We start from the raw sequence: 19,308 nt of genomic DNA on the forward strand, positions 1-19,308 counted from the left end.
GGTGCGCGAGGCGCACCGGCGCGCCCGCCGTCACCCGAACAGGTTCTGCGCCTGCTGGAAGACCACGATCACGGTCAGCGTGCCGAAGAACAGCACCGACCAGACCAGCGCACCCAGCCGGTACGACCGCACCTTGATCGCCTCAGGCAGCGCCTTCCTGTTGAGGATGATCAGCAGGATCGAGTACACGAACATCATCACGGCCGCGAAGCACGCCGAGAACACCAGCAGGATCAGCGGCTGGTCCAGCCCCGCCAGCAGGATCACCGTGCCGACCAGCGCGATCGCCCACACCACGATGAAGTAGACCCGGTTGACCGAGACCGCCTTGTCCCGCAGGTAGACGGTCTTGAGGGTGTCGGAGGCCAGCCGCGAGGTGTAGTCGACGATGCCCATCGCCGAGGCGAACAACGCCAGCGCCCCGATCACCCAGAACAGCACACCGAACCACGGCCCGACGACGTCCATCAGCACCCGGCCCTCGGCCTCCAGGAACGCGATGCTGTTCTCCAGGCCCGGCCGGCCGAACACCGTCGAGTACGCCAGCATCGACATGAGCGCGATCGTCACGAACGACACCATGGCGAACGTCCACGCCTGCTCCACGTTCGCGAAACGCCACCACGCCTTCCAGCGCGCCAGGTTCTCCTTCGTGGGCGCGAACTGGTAGCCGGTCGACGACACCGCCTCCTCGTGGCCGGTGACCGGGCTGACCAGGCGCGGCACGTACAGGCCCATGCCGAAGCCCTTGTCGCGGATCCAGTTGCTCTGGCACAGGTTCTGGCCGCCGCCGGCACCGGCGTACGCGATGGCGCCCATCAGGACGGCGAAGTCGAGCGGCGGGACCGGGAAGCGGGCGCCGACCGTCAGGCCGCGGCCGAGCTGCAGCCAGCTCTCCGCGTTGATCGCGACCACGATCGCCACGATCGCCAGCGTCGCGACCAGGGCGATCTTCACGAAGATCACCTTTTCCAGCAGCGTGTAGATGACGGGCGCCAGCGTCAGCCCGGCCGCGATCACGATCAGCATGCCGATCGCGATGTAGCGCACCGAGCCCTGTCCTGAGCCCGTCAGGTACGTCACCATCGTCGCGGACGTGGTCACCCAGCCCGGCCAGAGGTTCGAGCACAACGTCATGATCACGAAGACCAGGCCCCAGTGTTTCCACATGCGGCTGAACCCGGTCAGCGCCGTCTCGCCGGTGGCCAGCGTGTAGCGCTCGATCTCCATGTTGAGGAACCACTGGGTGATGATGCCGATCGCGGCTCCCCAGATGAAGATCAGGCCGACCTGTGAGGCGATGTACGGCCAGAGGATGAATTCGCCGGACGCCAGCCCGACCCCTGCGCCCACCAGGCCGGGGCCGATGATGCGCCAGGTCGATCGGGGTGGCTCGGGAAGGTCGCGGACTTCGACGGTCGGTAGGACTCGCGCAGGAACGGTTGGGGTGAATTCCGTCATGCGGATCTCCTTGCTCGGCATTCCTGCCGCCACATTACAGAGATCCAAAACAGCAGTGGAATACCTAAGTAATCGACACGACGTATTCTCCGCGAGTGGTGAAACCCACCACATGGCCGCCCGCCGCCATGGCTCCGCCCAGCGTCTCCCGCATCGCCCGGCGCCAGGCCCGCGCCGCGTACGCGTTGTCGCGCCGCAGTTTCTCCACATCGCTCGGCGTGCCCACCAGGAGGAACCGGCTCTTGTCGCCGGTTTCGCGAACGGGCTCCCCGTTCGGCCCCTCCCACAACGTGATGGCCGCGTTCCTGGGCTCGTCGTTCGGCTCGATGTGCTCCTGGAGATGCCAGACGGCCAGGAGGCGGTCGGAGGCGTCCCCCTCGTTGATCGCGTCGGCCATCACGCCGTAGAAGTCCGGCAGGTACTCCTCCGGGCGGGCGCCCAGCTTGACCAGGTTGAAGCGGGCGTTGCGGCGTACCAGAGGGTCGAACGTCCACGTGACGCGCTCCAGCCCCTGCTCCAGGCACCACCACCGCTGGTGCGCCTTGAGCGCGTACCCGATGCCCCGGCCCGCCACGGCCCCCGTCACGTGCGAGTGCAGCGCCCGCCCCGCGGCACGGAACCCCACCGACGCCCCGACCAGCTCGTCACCCGCATACGCGCCCGCCACGTAGTTCCCGGTGTGCGCGAACCCCACCATGAGCTCCACCGTCGCCGGCACGTTCGTCGGCCCAGGGCGCCAGATCTCGTCGAAGAGCCGGTAGACCTGCTCGAACTCGCCGATCTCCCGCAACTCCCTGACCGTCACACCGGCCCTGGCCGCCGCCTCCTCGTGCTCCATGCCTTCATTTACGCACGCCCCCGAACCCCACAACCCTTCGCCCCCACCCCCGCCCTTGGCCTCTGCGTACCGGGGCCGGGGCGGGGAGCATGTGGAGACACAGGCGGGCCTCAGCCCATGCTCTTCGCGCCGTCGAGCGACTCACGGATGATGTCGGCGTGCCCGGCGTGCTGAGCCGTCTCGCCGACGATGTGGATCAGCACCCGCCGGGCCGACCACCGGACGCCGGGCTGGAACCACGGCGCCTCGGGAAGCAGGTGGGCGACGCCCAGGTCGGGCAGGGTGGCGACCACCTCGTCCGTCCTCCTGGCCACCTCCTCGTACGTCTCCAGCACCTCGGCCAGCGTCTCACCGGGCAGCAGTTCGAACTCCGCCTCCCGCGCGGCGTAGTCCTCCTCGGTCATGTCCGCGAAGTTCTTCATCGCAGAGGTGCCGTTCAGGATGAAGTCCACCCAGCCCTTCTCGACCTGGCTCACGTGCTTGATCAGGCCACCGAGGCACAGCGCGCTGGCGGTGGTGCGCATGCGGGCCTGCTCGTCGGTGAGGCCCTGGGTGGTCAAGCGCAGGAAGTACCGGCTCTGCGCCAGCTCGGCCAGCAGGTCGGCGCGCTCACCGGTCACCTCAGTGATCACCTCGGCGGTCACCCCAGCGATCACCTCGGCGGTGCTGCTCGTACTCGGCGTGTCGACGGTCATGGGCGGTGCCTCCTTGGTTGCGTTCTCGCTCGCTCACCTGAAGAATGACGCCCATTGTGGCCACTTTCCGTCCTCAATAGCGGAGAGACTGAAAAACATGGCGAACACCAGCACCCGTACCTTGCGCCTGCTGTCCCTCCTCCAGACCCACCGCTACTGGCCAGGCGCCGAGCTGGCGGAACGGCTCGGCGTGTCGGCGCGCACCCTGCGCAGGGACATCGACCGGCTCCGCGAGCTGGGCTACCCGGTGCAGGCCCAGCGCGGCGTCGACGGCGGCTACCAGCTCGCCGCCGGTGCGGCGCTCCCGCCGCTCGTGATCGACGACGAGGAGGCCGTCGCCCTGGCCGTCGGCCTCCAGGCCGCCGCCCAGAACCCGGTGGAGGGCATCGCCGAGTCCTCCGTACGGGTGCTCGCCAAGGTCGTACAGGTCATGCCGGTACGCCTGCGCCGCCGCATCGACGCGCTGCGCGCCATGACCGTCTCCGCCGGCTGGGGCAACCCCGCCAAGGCCGCCGCCGACCCGTCCGTCCTCACCACCATCGCCCTGACCTGCCGCGACAACGAACGCATCCGCTTCACCTACACCGCCGCCGACGGCCGCACCACCGAGCGCCACGCCGAGCCGCACCGCCTGGTGTCGCTGGGCCACCGCTGGTACCTGGTCGCCTACGACCTCACCCGCCACGACTGGCGCAGCTTCCGCATCGACCGCCTGTCCGACCCGCAGAGCACCGGCGCCCGCTTCCGCCCCCGCGACCTCCCCACCGCCGACGCCGCCGAATTTATCCAGTCAAGCCTCGACAACGTCTCCCCGCAGTCCTACCGCACCCAGGTCCTCGTCTACGCCCCCGCAGAAGAGGTCCGCACCCGCATGGGCCGCTGGGCCACAGTGGAGGAAACCGAGCCCGGCCAATGCATGGTCTACATGATGACCGACAGCCTGGACTGGCCGATCATGGCCGTCGGCACCCTGGACGCCGACTTCCGCGTCATCAGCCCCCCAGAACTCCTCACCCGCTTCCACACTCTGGGCACCCGCTTCACCCGCGCCCAGTGAACCCACATTCACGCCTCCGGGGAGCCACGCGCCCCACACCGACGTGTCCACGCGTCCACGTCCTCGGCAGGTGCACGGCCCCGCGGCACCCACACCCACCGGGCCAAATCCTGCACCCGGCACCCGGCACCCGGCACCCGGCACCCGGCACCCGGCACCCCGCACCCCGCACCCCGCACCCCGCACCCGGCACCCCGCACCCCGGCGGCGTGATCGGGCGGGCCGCCACAGGGGTCAGGCGGCCCGTCGTGGCGGGCTCGTGATGACGCGGTCGCGCGGGTGGAGGCGGGGGAGTGGGCGGCGTGAGCAGGGGCTCAGCGGACGGCTTCGAGCAGGGCGCGGAGCAGGGCGGTGCGGCTGGGGAGCTCCGAGACCAGGACGTGTTCGTGGTCGGCATGTGCCCCGCCGCCCACGGCGCCCAGGCCGTCCAAGGTGGGGCAGCCCACGCCGGCCGTGAAGTTGCCGTCAGAGGCGCCGCCCACCGAGGCCGAGGTCAGTGCGGGCAGGCCCAGCCCCGCCGCCAGCTCCTGGGCCAGGCCGAAGAGCGAGGCCGACATGGAGGCTTCGAGCGGCGGCCGGTTGGGCCCGCCGACGACGTCGAGACGGGTGCCGGGCACGACGGGCCGCAGCGCGTGCATCGCCGCATCGACCCGCTCCTGCTCGGCCACCTCCGCCACCCGCACGTCCACCCCGACTGAGGCGAAGGCGGGGACGGTGTTGAGCGTCGAGCCGCCGGACAGGACCGTCGGCGTCACGGTCGTCGCCCCCGCGCCCAGCCCGGCGATGGCCAGGATCTGGTGTGCGAGCTCGATGCCCGCATTGGCCCCCTTCTCCGGCTCCAGCCCGGCGTGCGCCGCCTTGCCATGCACGTTGACGGTGTAGAGCGAGGTGCCCTTCCTGACCGTCTTCAGCGCCCCGCCGTCGGCACTGGCCTCCATGACGAAGGCGGCGGCCAGCCCGCGCGCGGTGTCCTGGATCAGCCGCGACGACGTGATGGAGCCCACCTCCTCGTCACCGGTGACGAGCAGCGTGACGCCGTCGAGCGAGCCGAGCCCGGCCAGCGCGTGGAACGTCTGCACCAGCCCCGCCTTCATGTCGAACACACCCGGCCCCCTGGCCACCCCGTCGACCACCGACCAGGGGTGGGTGGCGAGGCTGCCCATCGGCCAGACGGTGTCGTGGTGACCGAGCAGCAGCACCTTGGGCGTACCGAACGACCAGCGCAGGTGCGTCACGCCGTCGATCACCAGGAACTCGGGCCCGCTGCCCAGGTGGCGCGCCCCCATCGCGGCCACCACCTTGGCACTGCGGGCCACGGCCTCCAGGTCGCTGGAGAACGACTCACACGTGACCAGCTCTTCGAGATCGGCCAGCATGGCCGCGAGCTGCGGAGAGGTGGTGCTGTCCGTCATGCCGGTCGTCCCCCGTGAGAAGCGGTCGTGGTCGGAGAGGCGCTCACCCCGGCGGCGCCCCGGGGTCGCGTAGAAGAAGCGGCCGCGCTGACCGCCCGCCGTGCCGGCGGGCGGAAGGCGATCGCGCCGCCCATGCGGACGCGGGAGGCCGGTGCGGTGGTGCCGGCCACCGGACCTCCACCGGACGTCCGGGCGTGAATCGCCGCCGCGGTGGCGCGGGAGTCCGGACGTACGGGAAGCGGCATCAGAGCAGCTCCCCGAGCAGGCGGTGGACGTTGCCCCCGACGATCCGCATGACGTCCTTCTCCGGGAGGCCGCGCGCCAGCAGCCCCTCCGTCACCATGGGCAGCCCTCTCGGCCCCTCCAGGCCGGGGATCGCCGCCTTCGGGTCGACGCCCCTCGCGTGGACGTCTTCGCAGCACGGCGGCGTCAGGTCGTCCATCACCTCGCGGATGAAGTCGGGCCCCAGCCCCACGTGGTCGATGCCGGCGACGGAGGCGACGTGTTCGATGTGGTCGAGCAGCCGGTCGAGCGTCATGTCCTCCGTGCGCTCGGCGAGGAACGGGGCGAAGAAGTTGACGCAGACCACGCCCCCGTTGGCGGCGACGGCGCGGAGCTGGTCGTCGGTGAGGTTGCGGTGGTGGTCGCGCAGGGCGCGGGCCGAGGAGTGGGTGGCGATGACGGGCCTGGTGGCGAGCTCGAGCACGTGGGCGACGCCGGAGGCGCCCAGGTGGGAGACGTCGAAGATCATGCCGAGCCGCTCCATCTCCCGCAGCGCCTCGACGCCGTGCGAGGTGAGGCGGCTGCCCGTGGCGTCCTGGCCGCTGCCGTCGGCCAGCGGCGTACGCCCGAAGTGGGCGATCGACGCCACCCGCACCCCCAGCCGGTGCATGGTGGGGATCAGCTCGACGCTGGCGTCGATGCCGGGCATGCTCTCCATGGCCAGCACCAACGCGATCTTGCCCGCGTCGAGCGCCTGGTCGATGGCGGCGGCGTCGAGACAGAGGCTCACCTCGTCGGGGTTGCCCTCGGCCAGCACGTGAGCGCACTCGATCATCCGCAGGGTCTGCCGCAGCGCGCCCTCCGGCAGATATTGGTCGTCGATGAAGACGGGCAGGATCTGCAGGTCGACCCCGCCGTCGCGGAGCTGCGGCAGCCACTGCTCACGGAAGAACGAGGCCCACTGCTGCGGCGGGCGTGCGGAGACCGCCATGAGAAGGTCGTTGTGGGTGTCGGCCACGACTGCGCGCTGGTGCAGGGGAATCGTCATGGCCAGGACGCTACCTCGCGGTCATGACCAGCAACAATGTGCCCAGGTCCGATCTTTCATGTCCGGCCTTGGTCCGACGCACCAGACGGCAGGTCCTACCCAGGTCCGACGGCCCGGTACGCGGGCTCCGGCGGCCTGGCCGTCAGCCTGCGGTAGAGCGTCGTGGGCCCCGGCCAGTTGTTGGTGATGCGGCCGTCGGCCGTCTTGTACCAGCTCCTGCAGCCCGCGCCCCACACCATCCTGCTCATGGCGACGTCGAGCTGCCGCCGCCAGGCCGCCATCGCCTCGGGCCGCACCTCGATGGTCCCGGAGGCGCCGAGGTGCGGCAGGCACGCCATGATGTGCGCCACCTGGCACTCGATCATGAAGATGATGGAGTTGTGCCCCAGGTTGGTGTTGGGCCCGTACAGCATGAAGAGGTTGGGGAAGCCCGGCACGGAGATGCCGAGGTACGCCTCGGCGCCGTCCTTCCACCGCTCGCCCAGCGACCGCCCCTCGCGTCCGACCACCTCCATCGGCACCAGGAACTCGGTGCTCTTGAAGCCGGTGGCGTAGACGATCGTGTCCACCTCGTACGCGCTCTCAGCCGTGTGGACACCTTTGGGCGTGACGCGGGCGATCCGATCGGTCACGAGCGACACGTTCGGCCTGGTCAGGGCTGGATAGAAGGAGCTGTCGATGACCACCCGCTTGCAGCCGGGCGGATAGTCGGGGGTGAGCCTCGCCCGCAGCTCGGGGTCGGGCACCTGGTCGCGCAGGTGGCGCAGCGCCCGCTGCCTGAGTAACCCCTCGCTCCACCCCTGGGCCAGCGCCGGATAGAGGGTGCCCTCCGCGTACCTGTAGATCCACTCCCGGTACGCCCGCTGCAGCCCCGGCGCGCACCGGAACGCCATCCGCGTCAAGGGCCCGAAGGCGGCGTCCGGCTTGGGGATGACCCAGTTGGGGGTGCGCTGGAAGAGATAGAGGTGCTCGGCCCGCTCCGCCACCCGCGGTACGAGCTGCGCCGCCGACGACCCGGTGCCGATCACCGCGACGCGCCTGCCGGTCAGGTCGTGGTCGTGGTTCCAGCGGGCCGAGTGGAAGGAGACGCCCTCGAACTCGTCCATCCCGGATATGTCCGGCATGTGGGGCCGGTTGAGCTGCCCCACCGCCATGACGACCACGTCGAACGTCTCCGTGCGTTCGCCCTCGGTGGACGACGTGGTGACCTGCCAGGCGCCGCCGTCGAAGACCGCCCGCCGCACTTCCGTCCGTAAGCGGACTTTCCGCCTGACGTCGTATTTATCGGCGCAATGGTGGAGGTAGTCGAGAATTTCCGGCTGCTCGGGATAGCGCCGCGTCCAGCTCGCGTACTTCTCGAACGAGTACGAGTACAGATGCGAGGGAATGTCGCACCCCGCTCCGGGATAGCTGTTGTCCCGCCACGTACCGCCCAGATCCGCGGCCCTCTCGAAGACGGTGTACGTGTGGATCCCGGCCCTTTCCAGCCGGATCGCCATGCACAGCCCGCCGAAACCCGCTCCGATGATCGCGACGCGTGGCGCCATGCCGGTCCCTCCGCAAGTCAGGATCCACTTACATTACGCCGAACCCCGCCGCCGCGACACCCCTCCGCCTCCCGCGTACCGGTAGTCTGCGCAGGTGGCTGCTGTGACGTTGACGGACGTGATCGGAGTGCTCGAGGCGGCCTACCCGCCCGCCCGGGCCGAGTCGTGGGACGCGGTGGGGCTGGTCAGCGGAGACCCGGCCCAGGAGGTGCGGCGGGTGCTGCTGGCGGTCGACCCGGTCGCCGCCGTGGCCGACGAGGCGCTGGAGTGGGGCGCCGACCTGATCGTCACCCACCACCCCCTCTACCTGCGCGGCACCACCACCGTGGCCACCACCACGCCCAAGGGCCGTCTCATCCACACCCTGATCAAGAACGACATCGCCCTCTACACCGCCCACACCAACGCCGACGTGGCCAATCCCGGCGTCTCCGACGCGCTGGCCAGAGCGGTCGGGCTGGTGGGCGACCTCGTGCCGCTCCAGCCGTTCGCCGACGACCCGTGGCGCGGGCTCGGCCGCATCGGCGAGCCGTCGGAGGAGACGACGCTGGAGGAGTTCGCCGCGCGGGTGGCCAAGGGCCTGCCCCGCACGTCGTGGGGCATCCGCGTGGCGGGCGACCCCGGCCGTCCCGTGCGGCGCGTCGCGGTCAGCGGGGGAGCGGGCGACTCCCTGCTCGGCGCGGCCAAGGCGGCGGGCGTCGACGTCTTCCTCACGGCCGATCTACGCCACCACCCGGCCAGCGAGTTCGTGGAGGCCGGCGGGCCCGCGCTGATCGACGCCGCCCACTGGGCGACCGAGTGGCCCTGGCTCGACAGCGCCGCGTCCATCCTGCGCGAGAGTGGCGTTACCGTTGAAACGCGCGTCTCCGCCACGGTCACCGATGCTTGGACAAGAGGATATTGATCATGAAAGCAGCCCCTGAGGCACAGAAGCGACTGCTCGACCTGGCTGAGCTCGACTCCGTGCTTGATCGGCTGGCCCACCGCCGCCGCACCCTGCCCGAGCTGGCCGAGATCGACGAGCGCTCCAAGCTCTACGCCAAGCTCGTCACCCAGGTCATCGAGGCCGAGACCGAGGCGGGCGACCTGGCGCGCGAGCAGACCAAGGCCGAGAACGACGTCGACGCCGTACGCACCCGCGCCGACCGCGACCAGAAGCGCCTCGACTCCGGAGCCGTCACCTCGCCGCGCGACCTCGCGAGCCTGCAGTCCGAGATCGCCTCGCTGCACAAGCGGCAGGGCGACCTCGAGGAGGTCGTGCTGGAGATCATGGAACGCCGCGAGGCCGCCGACACCAAGGTGACCGACCTGATCACCCAGCGCGACGAGGTGCGCGCCGCGCTCTCCGCCGCCGAGGACCGCCGTGACGCCGCGCTCGCCGAGATCGAGAAGGAGGCGGCGGATGTCCAGGGCCGCCGCGGGGGCGTCGCCGGCGACATCCCCGCCGACCTGCTCAAGCTCTACGAAAAGCTCAAGGAGCAGTACGGCGTCGGCGCCGCCATGCTGCACGGCGGCCGGTGCCAGGGCTGCAAGGTGGCCCTGTCCATCGCCGAGATGAACTCGATCAAGGCCGCCCCCCACGACGAGGTCGTCCGGTGCGAGGAGTGCCGCCGCATCCTCGTCCGCACCCCAGAGTCGGGCCTGTGACCACCTACGTCATCGAGGCCGACGGCGGCTCGCGCGGCAACCCGGGCCCGGCCGGCTACGGCGCGGTCGTCAAAGACGCCTCCGACGGCCAGGTGCTGGCGGAGGCGGCAGAGGCGATCGGCGTCACGACCAACAACGTCGCCGAATACCGGGGCCTGATCGCCGGCCTGCGTGCCACGCTCGACCTGGCCGGCGAGGGCGCCCAGGTGGCCGTACGCATGGACTCCAAGCTCGTCATCGAGCAGATGGCGGGCCGCTGGAAGATCAAGAACGAGGGGCTCCGGCCGCTGGCGGCGGAGGCGGGCTCGCTGGTCAGGCGGCTGCGGGTGACGGAGTGGACCTGGATTCCCCGCGAACGCAACAAGCACGCCGACCGCCTGGCCAACGAGGCCATGGACGCCGCCGCCCAGGGCCTGACCTGGACCGCCGGCGGCTCGTCCCGGGAAACCGCCGCTTCGGCTCTGCCCGAGGGGCCGGGTGGGGGCGCCGCTGCGGGTGGTTCCGCCCGGCCGGAAGAATCCTCGCGAGGTGCGGCGGGCGTTTCGGCCTTGCCGGAGGGCCGCGTCAGAGGCGCCGCGGTCGCCACCGGTCGTGCGGCGCCGTCCGTACCACGGCAGACCGACCTCCTCGACGCCGGCGAGCTGTCCGCCCCGACGGCCTCCGTCGCCACGGCCCAGCAGACCGCCCAGCGCACGGGGGAGCGCACCGGCACCGGCTGGGCCCCGCCCACCCGCGTCGCCACCTCGCTCCTCCTCCTGCGCCACGGCGAGACCGAGCTGTCCGTCCAGCGCCGCTTCTCGGGGCTCGGCGACGCGGAGCTGACGGCCAACGGCCTGGCCCAGGCGTCGGCGGCGGCCGGGCGGCTGGCGCGGGAGCCGTACCGGCTGGACGTCATCGTCACCTCGCCCCTGACGCGCGCCCGCCAGACCGCGGCCGAGGTCGCCCAGCAGACCGGCCTCGACGTGGAGGTCTGCGACGACCTCAGAGAGGCCGACTTCGGCGCGTGGGAGGGCCACACGTTCACGGAGGTGCAGCGCCGCTGGCCCGGCGAGCTCGCCGCCTGGCTCTCCGACCCGGCCGTCGCCCCGCCGGGCGGCGAGAGCTTCGCCGACGCCTCCCGCCGCGTGCAGGCGGCCAGGGAGCACCTGATCGAACGGTACGAGGGCCGCACGGTGCTGGCCGTCTCCCACGTCACCCCCATCAAGCTGCTCCTGCAGGACGCCCTGACGGCCCCCCTCCAGGCGCTCTACCGCATGCACCTCGACCTGGCGTGCCTGTCGCTGATCGAGTACTACGCCGACGGCCCCGCCGTGGTGAAGACCTTCAACGACACCGCCCACCTGCGCTGATCGAGGTCGAGGCCGTGCCGGCACCGGCATGCACCGGCACGGCCCCAGGGGCGCCATCGTCCCCCTCAGGCGATGACCGGCTCATTCCACCGATCCGATCTTGTCGTTGACTTGGGGATGACCTGAGGTTTGATAACCTCCTCCAGACGAGTCGGCCGGGCGGCCGCGTCGGGCCTCCGGGCCCGCCGAGGAAGGTCCGGGCTCCACAGGGCAGGGTGGTCGGTAACGCCGACCCGGGGTGACCCGCGGGAAAGTGCCACAGAAAGCAGACCGCCTCCCGGCCTCGGCCGGAAGGTGAGGGTGAAAGGGTGGTGTAAGAGACCACCAGCGCCCACGGTGACGTGGGCGGCTAGGTAAACCCCACCCGGAGCAAGGTCAAGAAGGGACGCCTTTCGAGGCGTTCCGCGCGCGACGTTCGAGGGCTGCCCGCCCGAGTCGCGCGGGTAGACCGCTTGAGACCGCCGGCAACGGCGGTCCTAGATGGATGGTCGCCCCTTCGCAAGAAGGACAGAACCCGGCCTACAGGCCGACTCGTCTCTCTCCACCCCTGTGACCAGGGGTGGAGCCGTCTCGGCGACGGTGGCATGCTCCAGCCGGGTCTGGATCACCTTCGGGTCGAGGCTCGCCTCGATCAGCCGGAGGCTTGGAAGAGCCGCAGACCAGCGCAGCTCACAGTCCTCGGTCGCGCTCGAACTTCTCCGGGTCGAGAAAGTACTCAGAAGCCTTGCTCGTGGCCTTGACCACAGCGGGCTCCTCAAGGGGGGCGGGCCATATCTGAAGGTAGTGGTCATCGACAGCATCATCCGTGCCCTCCAGATCCAAGCCCTTGACGTGATACCGGATGCGGTACGTTCCAGGCCCGGCCTGAAGCGGGGGAAGGGGACACATCACAGCCTCGTCGAAGGTGAACCCCGTCATCTCCGCTTCGCCCGACATGGACACGTAGCCGATTTCCACGATGTCGTCGTAGGTAGCGAGATCTGCCCCGGGGTCTCGGCCGGCGACTGTCACGGTGAAGTTGGCCGGACCCCACTGGTGAGTGATCTGGAGGGTGGCATACCCCTGCTTGACTTCGATGAGTCCGATGGACTGGGCCGGTACGTCGGCATACCCGTCGAGGTCCTTGTCCAGCAGGTGAGCGACACCACAGTCCTGAACTTCAACCGTCAGGCGTACGGTGCGAGTCTCCTCGTTGCTCATGAGCGGGGAGTGTAAGTGCCGCCACTGACAAGATCGACGGCGGTGGTGGCTTGTTGGGCTGCGTGGGTGTGCATTTGGGCTGCTTGGTCGTCGCCCAGGCGGTGGGCCAGGCGGGCCAGGATGTGGTGGGTCGAGCCCCAGCAGGCGGAGCCCATTCCGGCCACTACGAGTTGGTCCGCGTACGGGATCAGGCGGTCGTACAGATCGCGGGGGTTCGGGGTGCCGAGGTGGGCGGAGATGAGGGCCCAGATCGGGAGAAGGAAGTCGGTGGTCCAATCGTCGGGGATGTCGGTGCCCCATCGGGCCATCAGGTCGTGGGCCAGCTCGGGACGGTTCGCCTCTATGGCCGCCAGTATGGCGAGCGGTCGCAGGGGGATCAGGTCGGGGGCGTCGGCGGCGGTTGTCAGGTCGTCCAGGATCTCGGGCACTCGGCCCTGGGCGCGGCGGCAGGTGTATGTCGTCACCAGGCGCCGGAACGACCGGCCCCACAGCGTTGCGCCGAACCGCAGGTCGCCGTACTCGGCGAGCAGCTCCTCCGCGTCGTCCCACCTGCCGTCGAGGGTGGCGCGGGCGGTCTGGGCGATGCGGACCATCGACTCCAGCTCAGGACGCGGCGCCGCCTTCAGCAGCGTCTCGCAGCGGGCCAGCTCCCGGTCCCAGCTTGTCAGGTCGCCGTCGCGCAGCAGGCAGGACATCAGGAAGACCCGCGCCATCACCTCGCCGCTGACCGGCAGGCCGGGCAGGGCGGCCAGTTCCGCGGCCACGGCGCGGCGTTCGGCGTTGCGGCCGGGGCGGAACGCGGCGAGCAGGTAGTTGTTCATCGTCCTGGCCAGCAGGGGGACGTCCCCGACGTCTCTGGCGATCCTGACGGCTTCGGCGGCATGGCGTTCGCCTTCGGCGCCGCGCGGCCCGTAGTGCAGCTCCAGCGCCAGCGCGCCCAGCAGCGTGGCACGGTCGGGGTCGATGAGCGGCCCGTCGAGCAGCTCTTCGATGACCGTCACCATGGCGTCGTCGACCACGCCGTACGCGCGCCAGTTCCACAGGGAAGGCCCGCCGGCGGCGGTGACCGCGGGGATCAGCGCCTCCCGATCGCCCATCGTCCGGGCGAGGCGGATCGCCTCCTCCCAGTCGCCGCGTGCCTCCTGTGGCCGGCCGACGGCGCGGTGGGCCTGGCCGCGTTCGGTGAGCAGGCGGGCCCGTTCGCCGTCCCGGCCGGGCGGCAGTGCCGACAGGGCCATCGTCCAGAAGTCGACGGCCTCCGTGTGCGCGAGCTGGCCGGCGGCGTGCCGGGCGGCGCGGGAGGCGTACTTGACCGCTTTGTCCGCCCCGCCCAACCGGACGGCCTGGGTGAAGTGGTGGGCCAGGATGGCCGACTCCGATTCCGGCAGGACGGGCTCCAGGGCCTCGCCCACGCGCAGGTGCAGGCGGGATCGCGCCAGCCGGCCGAGCCCGGCGTAGAGTGCCTCCCTGACCAGGGCGTGGGCGAAGCGGTAGTCGGCCCCGTCCGGCGGCTCGACGAGCAGTCCCGTCGCGACGGCGGGCTCCAGGGACGTCATCACCTGCTCCGCCGTGCTGTCGGTCACGCTCTCCAGCAGGCCGGCGCCGACGTCGCGGCCGGCGACCGAGGCCGCGCGGAGCAGGGCGCGGGTCTCCTCGGGCAGCCGGGCGACGCGGCGTTCGATGACGTCGCGTACGCCGTCGGGCACCGCCTGCTCGCTTCCGCGCAGCCGCAGGAGCTCGCCGAGGTAGAAGGGGTTGCCGCCGGTCCTTTCCAGCAGCGTTCCTACCAGCCCTGGCTCTTCGGCGATCCGCTTGGCGCGCAGGTAGGACGCCACGTCACCGGCGGTGAACGGGCGCAGCTCCACGCGTTCGCCGGCTCGTGACAGCACGGCGAGGGTGTCGCGCAGCGCGCCGGGATGGTCGCCCGGCTCGGGGCGGCAGGTGACGAGGACGAGCAGGCGGTGCCGTACGGCCGCCTGCGCGACGAAGCTCAGCAGCCGCAGCGAGGAGACGTCCGCCCACTGCAGGTCGTCCAGGACGACGACCGTCGGCGTCTCCTGCCGCGTCAGGACGTCGGCGACCTGCTCGTACAGGCCGAACACGTCCTGCTCTGGATCGGGCGCCCCGCCGGACAGCAGCCCTGAGCCGTCACCGGCCTCGCGCAGGATCTGCCGCCATGGCCAGTAGGCCGGTGCGGTGCCGTCCACGCACTGCCCCCATACGACCTGGAAGCCGCGTGCGGCGGCCAGGTCGGCGGCGGCGTGCACGAGCCGGGTCTTGCCGATTCCCGCCTCTCCGGTGACCAGGACGACGCCGCCCCGGTCGCGCCGCGCCTCGCCCAGCAGGCGCTGCACCAGCTCCAGCTGGCCTGAGCGTGCGATGAGACCGACCTCGCCCGGTTCCGGCACGGGCTCGGTCACGGAGACCGGCGGGGGAGGGCGCAGATCCGGTGCCTGGCCGAAGACGGCCTGCTCCAGTTCGCGCAGGCCGGGTCCGGGGCTCAGGCCGAGGTCGTCGGCCAGGCGGGTGCGTACGCGGCGCAGCGCGGCCAGCGCGTCGGCCTGCCGGCCTGACCGGTAGAGCGCGAGCACGAGCAACGACCACGCACGCTCCCGGTACGGCTGGTGCTCCACGAGCGCCTCGAGGCCGGGGATCAGGGAGGCGCTCTCGCCCAGGGCCAGCCTGGCGTCGAAGCGGTCCTCCATGGCCGTCACGCGCGTCTCGGCGAGCCGGGCGACGACGGGCTGGGCGAACTCCTCACCGGCGAACTCCCCGAGCGGATCGCCACGCCACAGATCGAGGGCACGGCCGAGGACGCCGGCCGCCCTTTCATGCGCGCCTTGAGCCAGCGCCGCGCGGCCCTCGTCCGCCCAGGCGGTGAAGCGCCACAGATCGACCTGCCCCGGCGCGATGGCCAGCAGGTAACCAGGGTCGCGGGTCAGCAGGACGCCGGGCGGGGTGCGCGGCGGGCGTCCGGGCTCCAGGACCCGGCGAAGGTGCGCGATGTACGCCTGCAACGTCCGGGTCGCCCCGGCAGGCGGCTCACCGGCCCACAGCTCGTCGATCAGCCGGTCGAGCGACACCACCCGGCCGGGCTCCAGCGCGAGCATCGCCACCAGGGCGCGCTGCTTGCGTGTGCCGAGATCCAGCACGATCCGGTCGCCGCCGGTCACCTCCAGCGGCCCGAACAGCCGGAACTCCAACCCCGTCATGACCCTTTCCCCCGGTATGCCGGACCTCACTCTAGGGCACCTCAACTCGACCCCAGCTCGATCCCAGACGCGGTCCGGCACGGTGGAGCCGTCAACGATCACAAGGGGCGGGAAAGCATGAACATCAAGGACGAACTGCGCGGCAGGGTGCTCGTGGCGGGCGACGAGGGTTTCGACCTGGCGCGGCGGCCCTGGAACCTGGCGGTCGAGCAGCCCGTACGGGCCGTCGTGGAGGCGGCCGACGCCGACGACGTGGCGGCCCTGGTCCGGTACGCCCGCCTGACCGGGCTCACCGTCGCGACCCAGCCCAGCGGCCACGGAGCCAGTGGCAACACCGGCGAGGTGATCCTCCTGCGCACCGGCCGCCTCGACGAGCTCGACGTCCGCCCGGACGAGCGGATCGCCCGCGCGGGCGCCGGCGTCTCGTGGGGGCGCGTCCTGTCGGCGGCGAGCCCGTACGGACTCACCGGCCTGGCCGGCAGCAGCCCCGCGGTCACCGTCACCGGCTACACCCTCGGTGGCGGCCTCAGCTGGTTCGGCCGCAAGCACGGCTTCGCCGCCCAGAGCGTGCGCGCCTTCGAGGTCGTGAACGCCGACGGCGACCGTGCCAGGGTGACCGCCGAGAGCGACCCCGACCTGTTCTGGGCGCTGCGCGGCGGCGGCGGGGACTTCGCCGTCGTCACCGCCACCGAGTTCGCCCTGCACCCCGCGCCCACGCTGTACGGCGGGCGCCTGCTGTGGCCGGCCGCCAAGGCCCCGGCCGTCCTGGACGTCTACCGGCAGATCACCGGCACCGCCCCGGAGGAGCTGACCGTCTGGTACGAACTCCTGCACTTCCCCGGCGCCGCCCCGATGGTCGCGGTCGACGTGACCTTCCTCGGTGACGCCGCCGACGCGGAGACCCTGCTGCGCCCGCTGGAGAAGATCGGCGGCACGCTCTCCGACTCCCGCGCCGTGCTGCCGGTCGACCGCCTGGGCTCCATCACCGCCGAGCCCACCGACCCGGGCCCGGGCTGCTCGCGGGCCGAGCTCCTGACCGGCCTGAGCGATGAGGTGGCGGCCGCCCTGCTGGAACGCCCCATCGAACCGCTGCTCAGCGTCCAGGTCCGGCACCTCGGCGGCGCCCTCGCCCGCCCGTCCGGCACCCCCGCGGGTCACCTGGAGGAGCCGTTCGCGCTGTACCTGTTCGGCATCCCAGGGGCCGATGGCGGCGCCGCCGTACGCGACCGCATGCGGCAGATCACCGGCCCGCTCATCCCGCACACGACGGGCCGCAAGCCGTTCACCTTCCTCGCGCCGGGCGAACGCGCCGCCGCCGCCTTCACCCCGCAGACCCTGGACCGCCTCCGCGCCATCAAGCGCGCCCGCGACCCGCGCGGCACCTTCCGCGGCAACTTCCCCGTCCTGGGCTGACCACCACCGGCCGTCTCAAGAGGCGGCGTCCCTGGGCACGGCGACGGCGCACCGCTGCAGGGCGTTGACCCAGGAGGGAGAGCAGGCGCAGCAGCCGCGCCGAGGTTTCCAGCACGTTCCGCGGTCTGCCGGTCCATTAGGAAGGGACTGTGCCTGTTCGGTGTCTAGCTTGGTCTCATGAGCAACGACATCGTCCCGTTCCGGATCGACGTCCCCCAGGACGACCTCGATGACCTCCAGCAGCGGCTGGCACGCACCCGCTGGGCCGAGGAGCTGCCCCCGGACGACTCCACTCCGGCCGGCCCGGTGCCGCCCGGCTGGGAGTACGGCGTCCCGGTCGGATACGTCAAGCAGCTGGTCGAGCACTGGCGCACGGACTACGACTGGCGTGCATGGGAGGCGAGGCTGAACGCGTACCCGCAGTTCACCACCGAGATCGACGGCCAGACCATCCACTTCCTGCACGTGCGCTCGCCGGAGCCGGACGCGACCCCGCTGATCCTGACCCACGGCTGGCCGGCCACGGTGGCCGAATGGCTGGAGGTGATCGGCCCGCTCACCGACCCCCGGGCCCACGGGGGCGACCCGGAGGACGCGTTCCACCTGGTCATCCCGTCGCTGCCGGGCTTCGGCTTCTCGGGCCCGACCAAGGAGCGTGGCTGGGACCGCTTTCGGGTGGCCCGTGCCTGGGCCGAGCTGATGCGCAGGCTCGGGTACGACCGCTACGGCGCGGCCGGCAACGACGTGGGCTCGCTCGTCTCGCCCGAGGTGGGCCGCACCGACCCGGAGCACGTCGTCGGCGTGCACGTCACGCAGGTCTTCTCCTTCCCCTCCGGCGACCCGGCCGAGATGGAGCAGCTCACCGAGGACGAGCGCGGCAAGCTCGACTTCGCCAAGTGGTTCACCGAGAACAGGGGCGCCTACGACAAGCTGCAGTCCACCGAGCCGCAGACCCTCGCGCACGCCCTGGCCGACTCGCCCGCCGGCCTGCTGGGCTGGCACGCCCAGCTCCTCGGCCCGCTCGACCCCGACGTCGTGCTCACCCACGTGATGATCTACTGGCTGACCAACACCGCCGCCTCAGCCGCCCGGCTCTACTACGAGGACGCGGCGACCGCCTCCGCCACCCAGAAGACCAACGGCCGGGGCACCAGCGTGCCGGAGCCGACGACGGTGCCGCTCGGCCTGGCCAACTTCGCCTGGGACTACCAGTCGATCAGGACGTTCGCCCAGCGCGACCACAAGAACATCGTCTCCTGGAACGTCTACGACCGGGGCAGCCACTTCGCCGCCCAGGACGCGCCCGACCTCCTCGTGGACGACATGCGGCGGTTCTTCGGCAAGCTGCGCTGATCAGTCCTTGAAGACGGCGGTGCCGAGGACATGGGTCAGGGGCGGGATCGGGGGCTGCGGGGCGAAGGGGAAGCGGTCGATCTCCGTCACCTCGAAGCCCGCCCGTACGATCTCCGCCACCGTGTCCCTGTTCGGGTGGCAGCCGCCCGCCGCCCGGCGCCAGGCCGGGGTGAGCAGGTCCTGCAGCAGGCCGGTGGCGCGGCGCGGGGAGCGTACGTGCTCGTAGAAGTGCAGCCGCCCGCCGGGGGCGAGCACGCGTGCGATCTCCGCCAGCGCCCGGCTCTGCGCGGGCACCGAGCACAACACCAGCGACACGACCGCCGCGTCCATCGTGCCGTCGCCGGCCGGAAGCGCGTCGGCGTGACCTGGCACCACCGACACGGGCACCGGCGCCGACCTGGCCTGCGCGACCGCGTGGGCGCGCAGCGTGTCGTCCGGCTCCACCGCCAGCACCTCCGTGACGGACGGCGGGTAGTGGGGGAAGTTGCGGCCGTTGCCGGCGCCGATCTCGATCACCCGGCCGTGCAGGCCCGCCAGCAGGCGGTGGCGGTGCGCGTACGCGCCGCGCCGGTCGGCGAGCTCGGACGCCCGTACGTACGCCTGCGCGAAACGGGGATGCTGGAACGCGGTCATCCCTCCAGCATGCCCCGCCAGGAGCGACGAGGGGCGACGAGGGGCGGAGGTGATCGTCCCGAACATCGCGCCACCGTCGGCACCCCGCCGCGACGAACCGCGACAGGGCGTGGCGAACGAGGCACCTCCGCCCCTCCGGCCCCTGGGAGCCAGGACCGGCGTCACGAGGAACGCCGTGGGCAGACGCCGTGGGCAGACGCCGTGGGCAGACGCCGTGGGCA

Annotated in this window: 15 protein-coding genes and 1 other RNA gene; 7 read left to right on the top strand and 9 right to left on the bottom strand. The window is 71.6% G+C overall.

All coding sequences use genetic code 11. From position 1 onward, the window contains the following. Nucleotides 1-30: 30 nt before the first annotated feature. The 3 genes from AB0K28_RS01180 to AB0K28_RS01190 all read right to left on the bottom strand — a co-directional run bounded on the left by AB0K28_RS01180 (nucleotide 31) and on the right by AB0K28_RS01190 (nucleotide 2,994). Entirely contained in the window at nucleotides 31-1,461 is a 1,431-nt protein-coding gene (locus AB0K28_RS01180; protein WP_345387464.1) for an Nramp family divalent metal transporter, read from the bottom strand. A 64-nt stretch (nucleotides 1,462-1,525) separates the two neighbouring features. Further along, complete coding sequence (locus AB0K28_RS01185) at nucleotides 1,526-2,299, bottom strand: GNAT family N-acetyltransferase (RefSeq protein ID WP_364363595.1); 774 nt, start codon at nucleotides 2,297-2,299, stop codon at nucleotides 1,526-1,528. A gap of 110 nt (nucleotides 2,300-2,409) precedes the next feature. Further along, the gene (locus AB0K28_RS01190) at nucleotides 2,410-2,994 is read right to left on the bottom strand and encodes a DinB family protein (protein ID WP_364363598.1); all 585 of its coding nucleotides are present in this window, start codon (nucleotides 2,992-2,994) and stop codon (nucleotides 2,410-2,412) included. Nucleotides 2,995-3,091: 97 nt separating this feature from the next. On the opposite strand from AB0K28_RS01190, the gene AB0K28_RS01195 reads away from it, so the two are divergent. After that, nucleotides 3,092-4,051, top strand: coding sequence for a YafY family protein (locus AB0K28_RS01195; protein ID WP_364363601.1), 960 nt, complete (start codon nucleotides 3,092-3,094; stop codon nucleotides 4,049-4,051). 314 nt (nucleotides 4,052-4,365) lie between these two features. Here AB0K28_RS01195 and AB0K28_RS01200 read toward each other — a convergent pair whose 3' ends face one another. From AB0K28_RS01200 to AB0K28_RS01210, 3 genes are all read right to left on the bottom strand, one after another. Then, nucleotides 4,366-5,463 carry a M20 family metallopeptidase gene (locus tag AB0K28_RS01200; RefSeq protein WP_364363604.1) on the bottom strand — a complete coding sequence of 366 codons (1,098 nt, stop codon included), beginning with the start codon at nucleotides 5,461-5,463 and terminating at the stop codon, nucleotides 4,366-4,368. Nucleotides 5,464-5,707: 244 nt separating this feature from the next. Next, complete coding sequence (locus AB0K28_RS01205) at nucleotides 5,708-6,733, bottom strand: dipeptidase (protein ID WP_364363607.1); 1,026 nt, start codon at nucleotides 6,731-6,733, stop codon at nucleotides 5,708-5,710. 95 nt (nucleotides 6,734-6,828) lie between these two features. Further along, entirely contained in the window at nucleotides 6,829-8,280 is a 1,452-nt protein-coding gene (locus AB0K28_RS01210) for an NAD(P)/FAD-dependent oxidoreductase (protein ID WP_364363610.1), read from the bottom strand. A 103-nt stretch (nucleotides 8,281-8,383) separates the two neighbouring features. On the opposite strand from AB0K28_RS01210, the gene AB0K28_RS01215 reads away from it, so the two are divergent. From AB0K28_RS01215 to rnpB, 4 genes are all read left to right on the top strand, one after another. Continuing rightward, nucleotides 8,384-9,184 (top strand): Nif3-like dinuclear metal center hexameric protein, encoded by an 801-nt coding sequence (locus tag AB0K28_RS01215; protein ID WP_364363613.1) that lies wholly within the window; start codon nucleotides 8,384-8,386, stop codon nucleotides 9,182-9,184. A gap of 2 nt (nucleotides 9,185-9,186) precedes the next feature. Then, complete coding sequence (locus tag AB0K28_RS01220; RefSeq protein ID WP_364363616.1) at nucleotides 9,187-9,927, top strand: C4-type zinc ribbon domain-containing protein; 741 nt, start codon at nucleotides 9,187-9,189, stop codon at nucleotides 9,925-9,927. Next, complete coding sequence (locus tag AB0K28_RS01225) at nucleotides 9,924-11,276, top strand: bifunctional RNase H/acid phosphatase (protein WP_364363619.1); 1,353 nt, start codon at nucleotides 9,924-9,926, stop codon at nucleotides 11,274-11,276. Before AB0K28_RS01220 ends, AB0K28_RS01225 begins: the two co-directional genes overlap by 4 nt. Before the next feature lie 147 nt (nucleotides 11,277-11,423). After that, nucleotides 11,424-11,814, top strand: an RNA gene (rnpB, locus tag AB0K28_RS01230) — RNase P RNA component class A. Nucleotides 11,815-11,945: 131 nt separating this feature from the next. Here the strand turns inward: rnpB and AB0K28_RS01235 are convergent. Both AB0K28_RS01235 and AB0K28_RS01240 read right to left on the bottom strand, forming a co-directional pair. Then, on the bottom strand, nucleotides 11,946-12,476 hold the full coding sequence (locus tag AB0K28_RS01235; protein WP_364363622.1) for a hypothetical protein: 531 nt from the start codon (nucleotides 12,474-12,476) through the stop codon (nucleotides 11,946-11,948). Next, a complete protein-coding gene (locus AB0K28_RS01240; protein ID WP_364363625.1) occupies nucleotides 12,473-15,688 on the bottom strand; it encodes a BTAD domain-containing putative transcriptional regulator in 3,216 nt (1,071 codons plus the stop codon). The genes AB0K28_RS01235 and AB0K28_RS01240 overlap by 4 nt, the downstream gene beginning before the upstream one ends. 117 nt (nucleotides 15,689-15,805) lie before the next feature. Here AB0K28_RS01240 and AB0K28_RS01245 point away from each other — a divergent pair, with 117 nt between their 5' ends. Both AB0K28_RS01245 and AB0K28_RS01250 read left to right on the top strand, forming a co-directional pair. Then, nucleotides 15,806-17,101, top strand: coding sequence for an FAD-binding oxidoreductase (locus AB0K28_RS01245; RefSeq protein ID WP_364363628.1), 1,296 nt, complete (start codon nucleotides 15,806-15,808; stop codon nucleotides 17,099-17,101). A 177-nt stretch (nucleotides 17,102-17,278) separates the two neighbouring features. Next, on the top strand, nucleotides 17,279-18,454 hold the full coding sequence (locus AB0K28_RS01250; RefSeq protein ID WP_364363631.1) for an epoxide hydrolase family protein: 1,176 nt from the start codon (nucleotides 17,279-17,281) through the stop codon (nucleotides 18,452-18,454). Here AB0K28_RS01250 and AB0K28_RS01255 read toward each other — a convergent pair whose 3' ends face one another. Next, nucleotides 18,455-19,087: a class I SAM-dependent methyltransferase gene (locus tag AB0K28_RS01255; protein ID WP_364363634.1), complete on the bottom strand. Its 633-nt coding sequence runs from the start codon at nucleotides 19,085-19,087 to the stop codon at nucleotides 18,455-18,457. Between the last annotated feature and the right edge of the window lie 221 nt (nucleotides 19,088-19,308).

The organism is Nonomuraea sp. NPDC049504 (genome assembly GCF_040676845.1).
Taxonomy (GTDB): domain Bacteria; phylum Actinomycetota; class Actinomycetes; order Streptosporangiales; family Streptosporangiaceae; genus Nonomuraea; species Nonomuraea salmonea.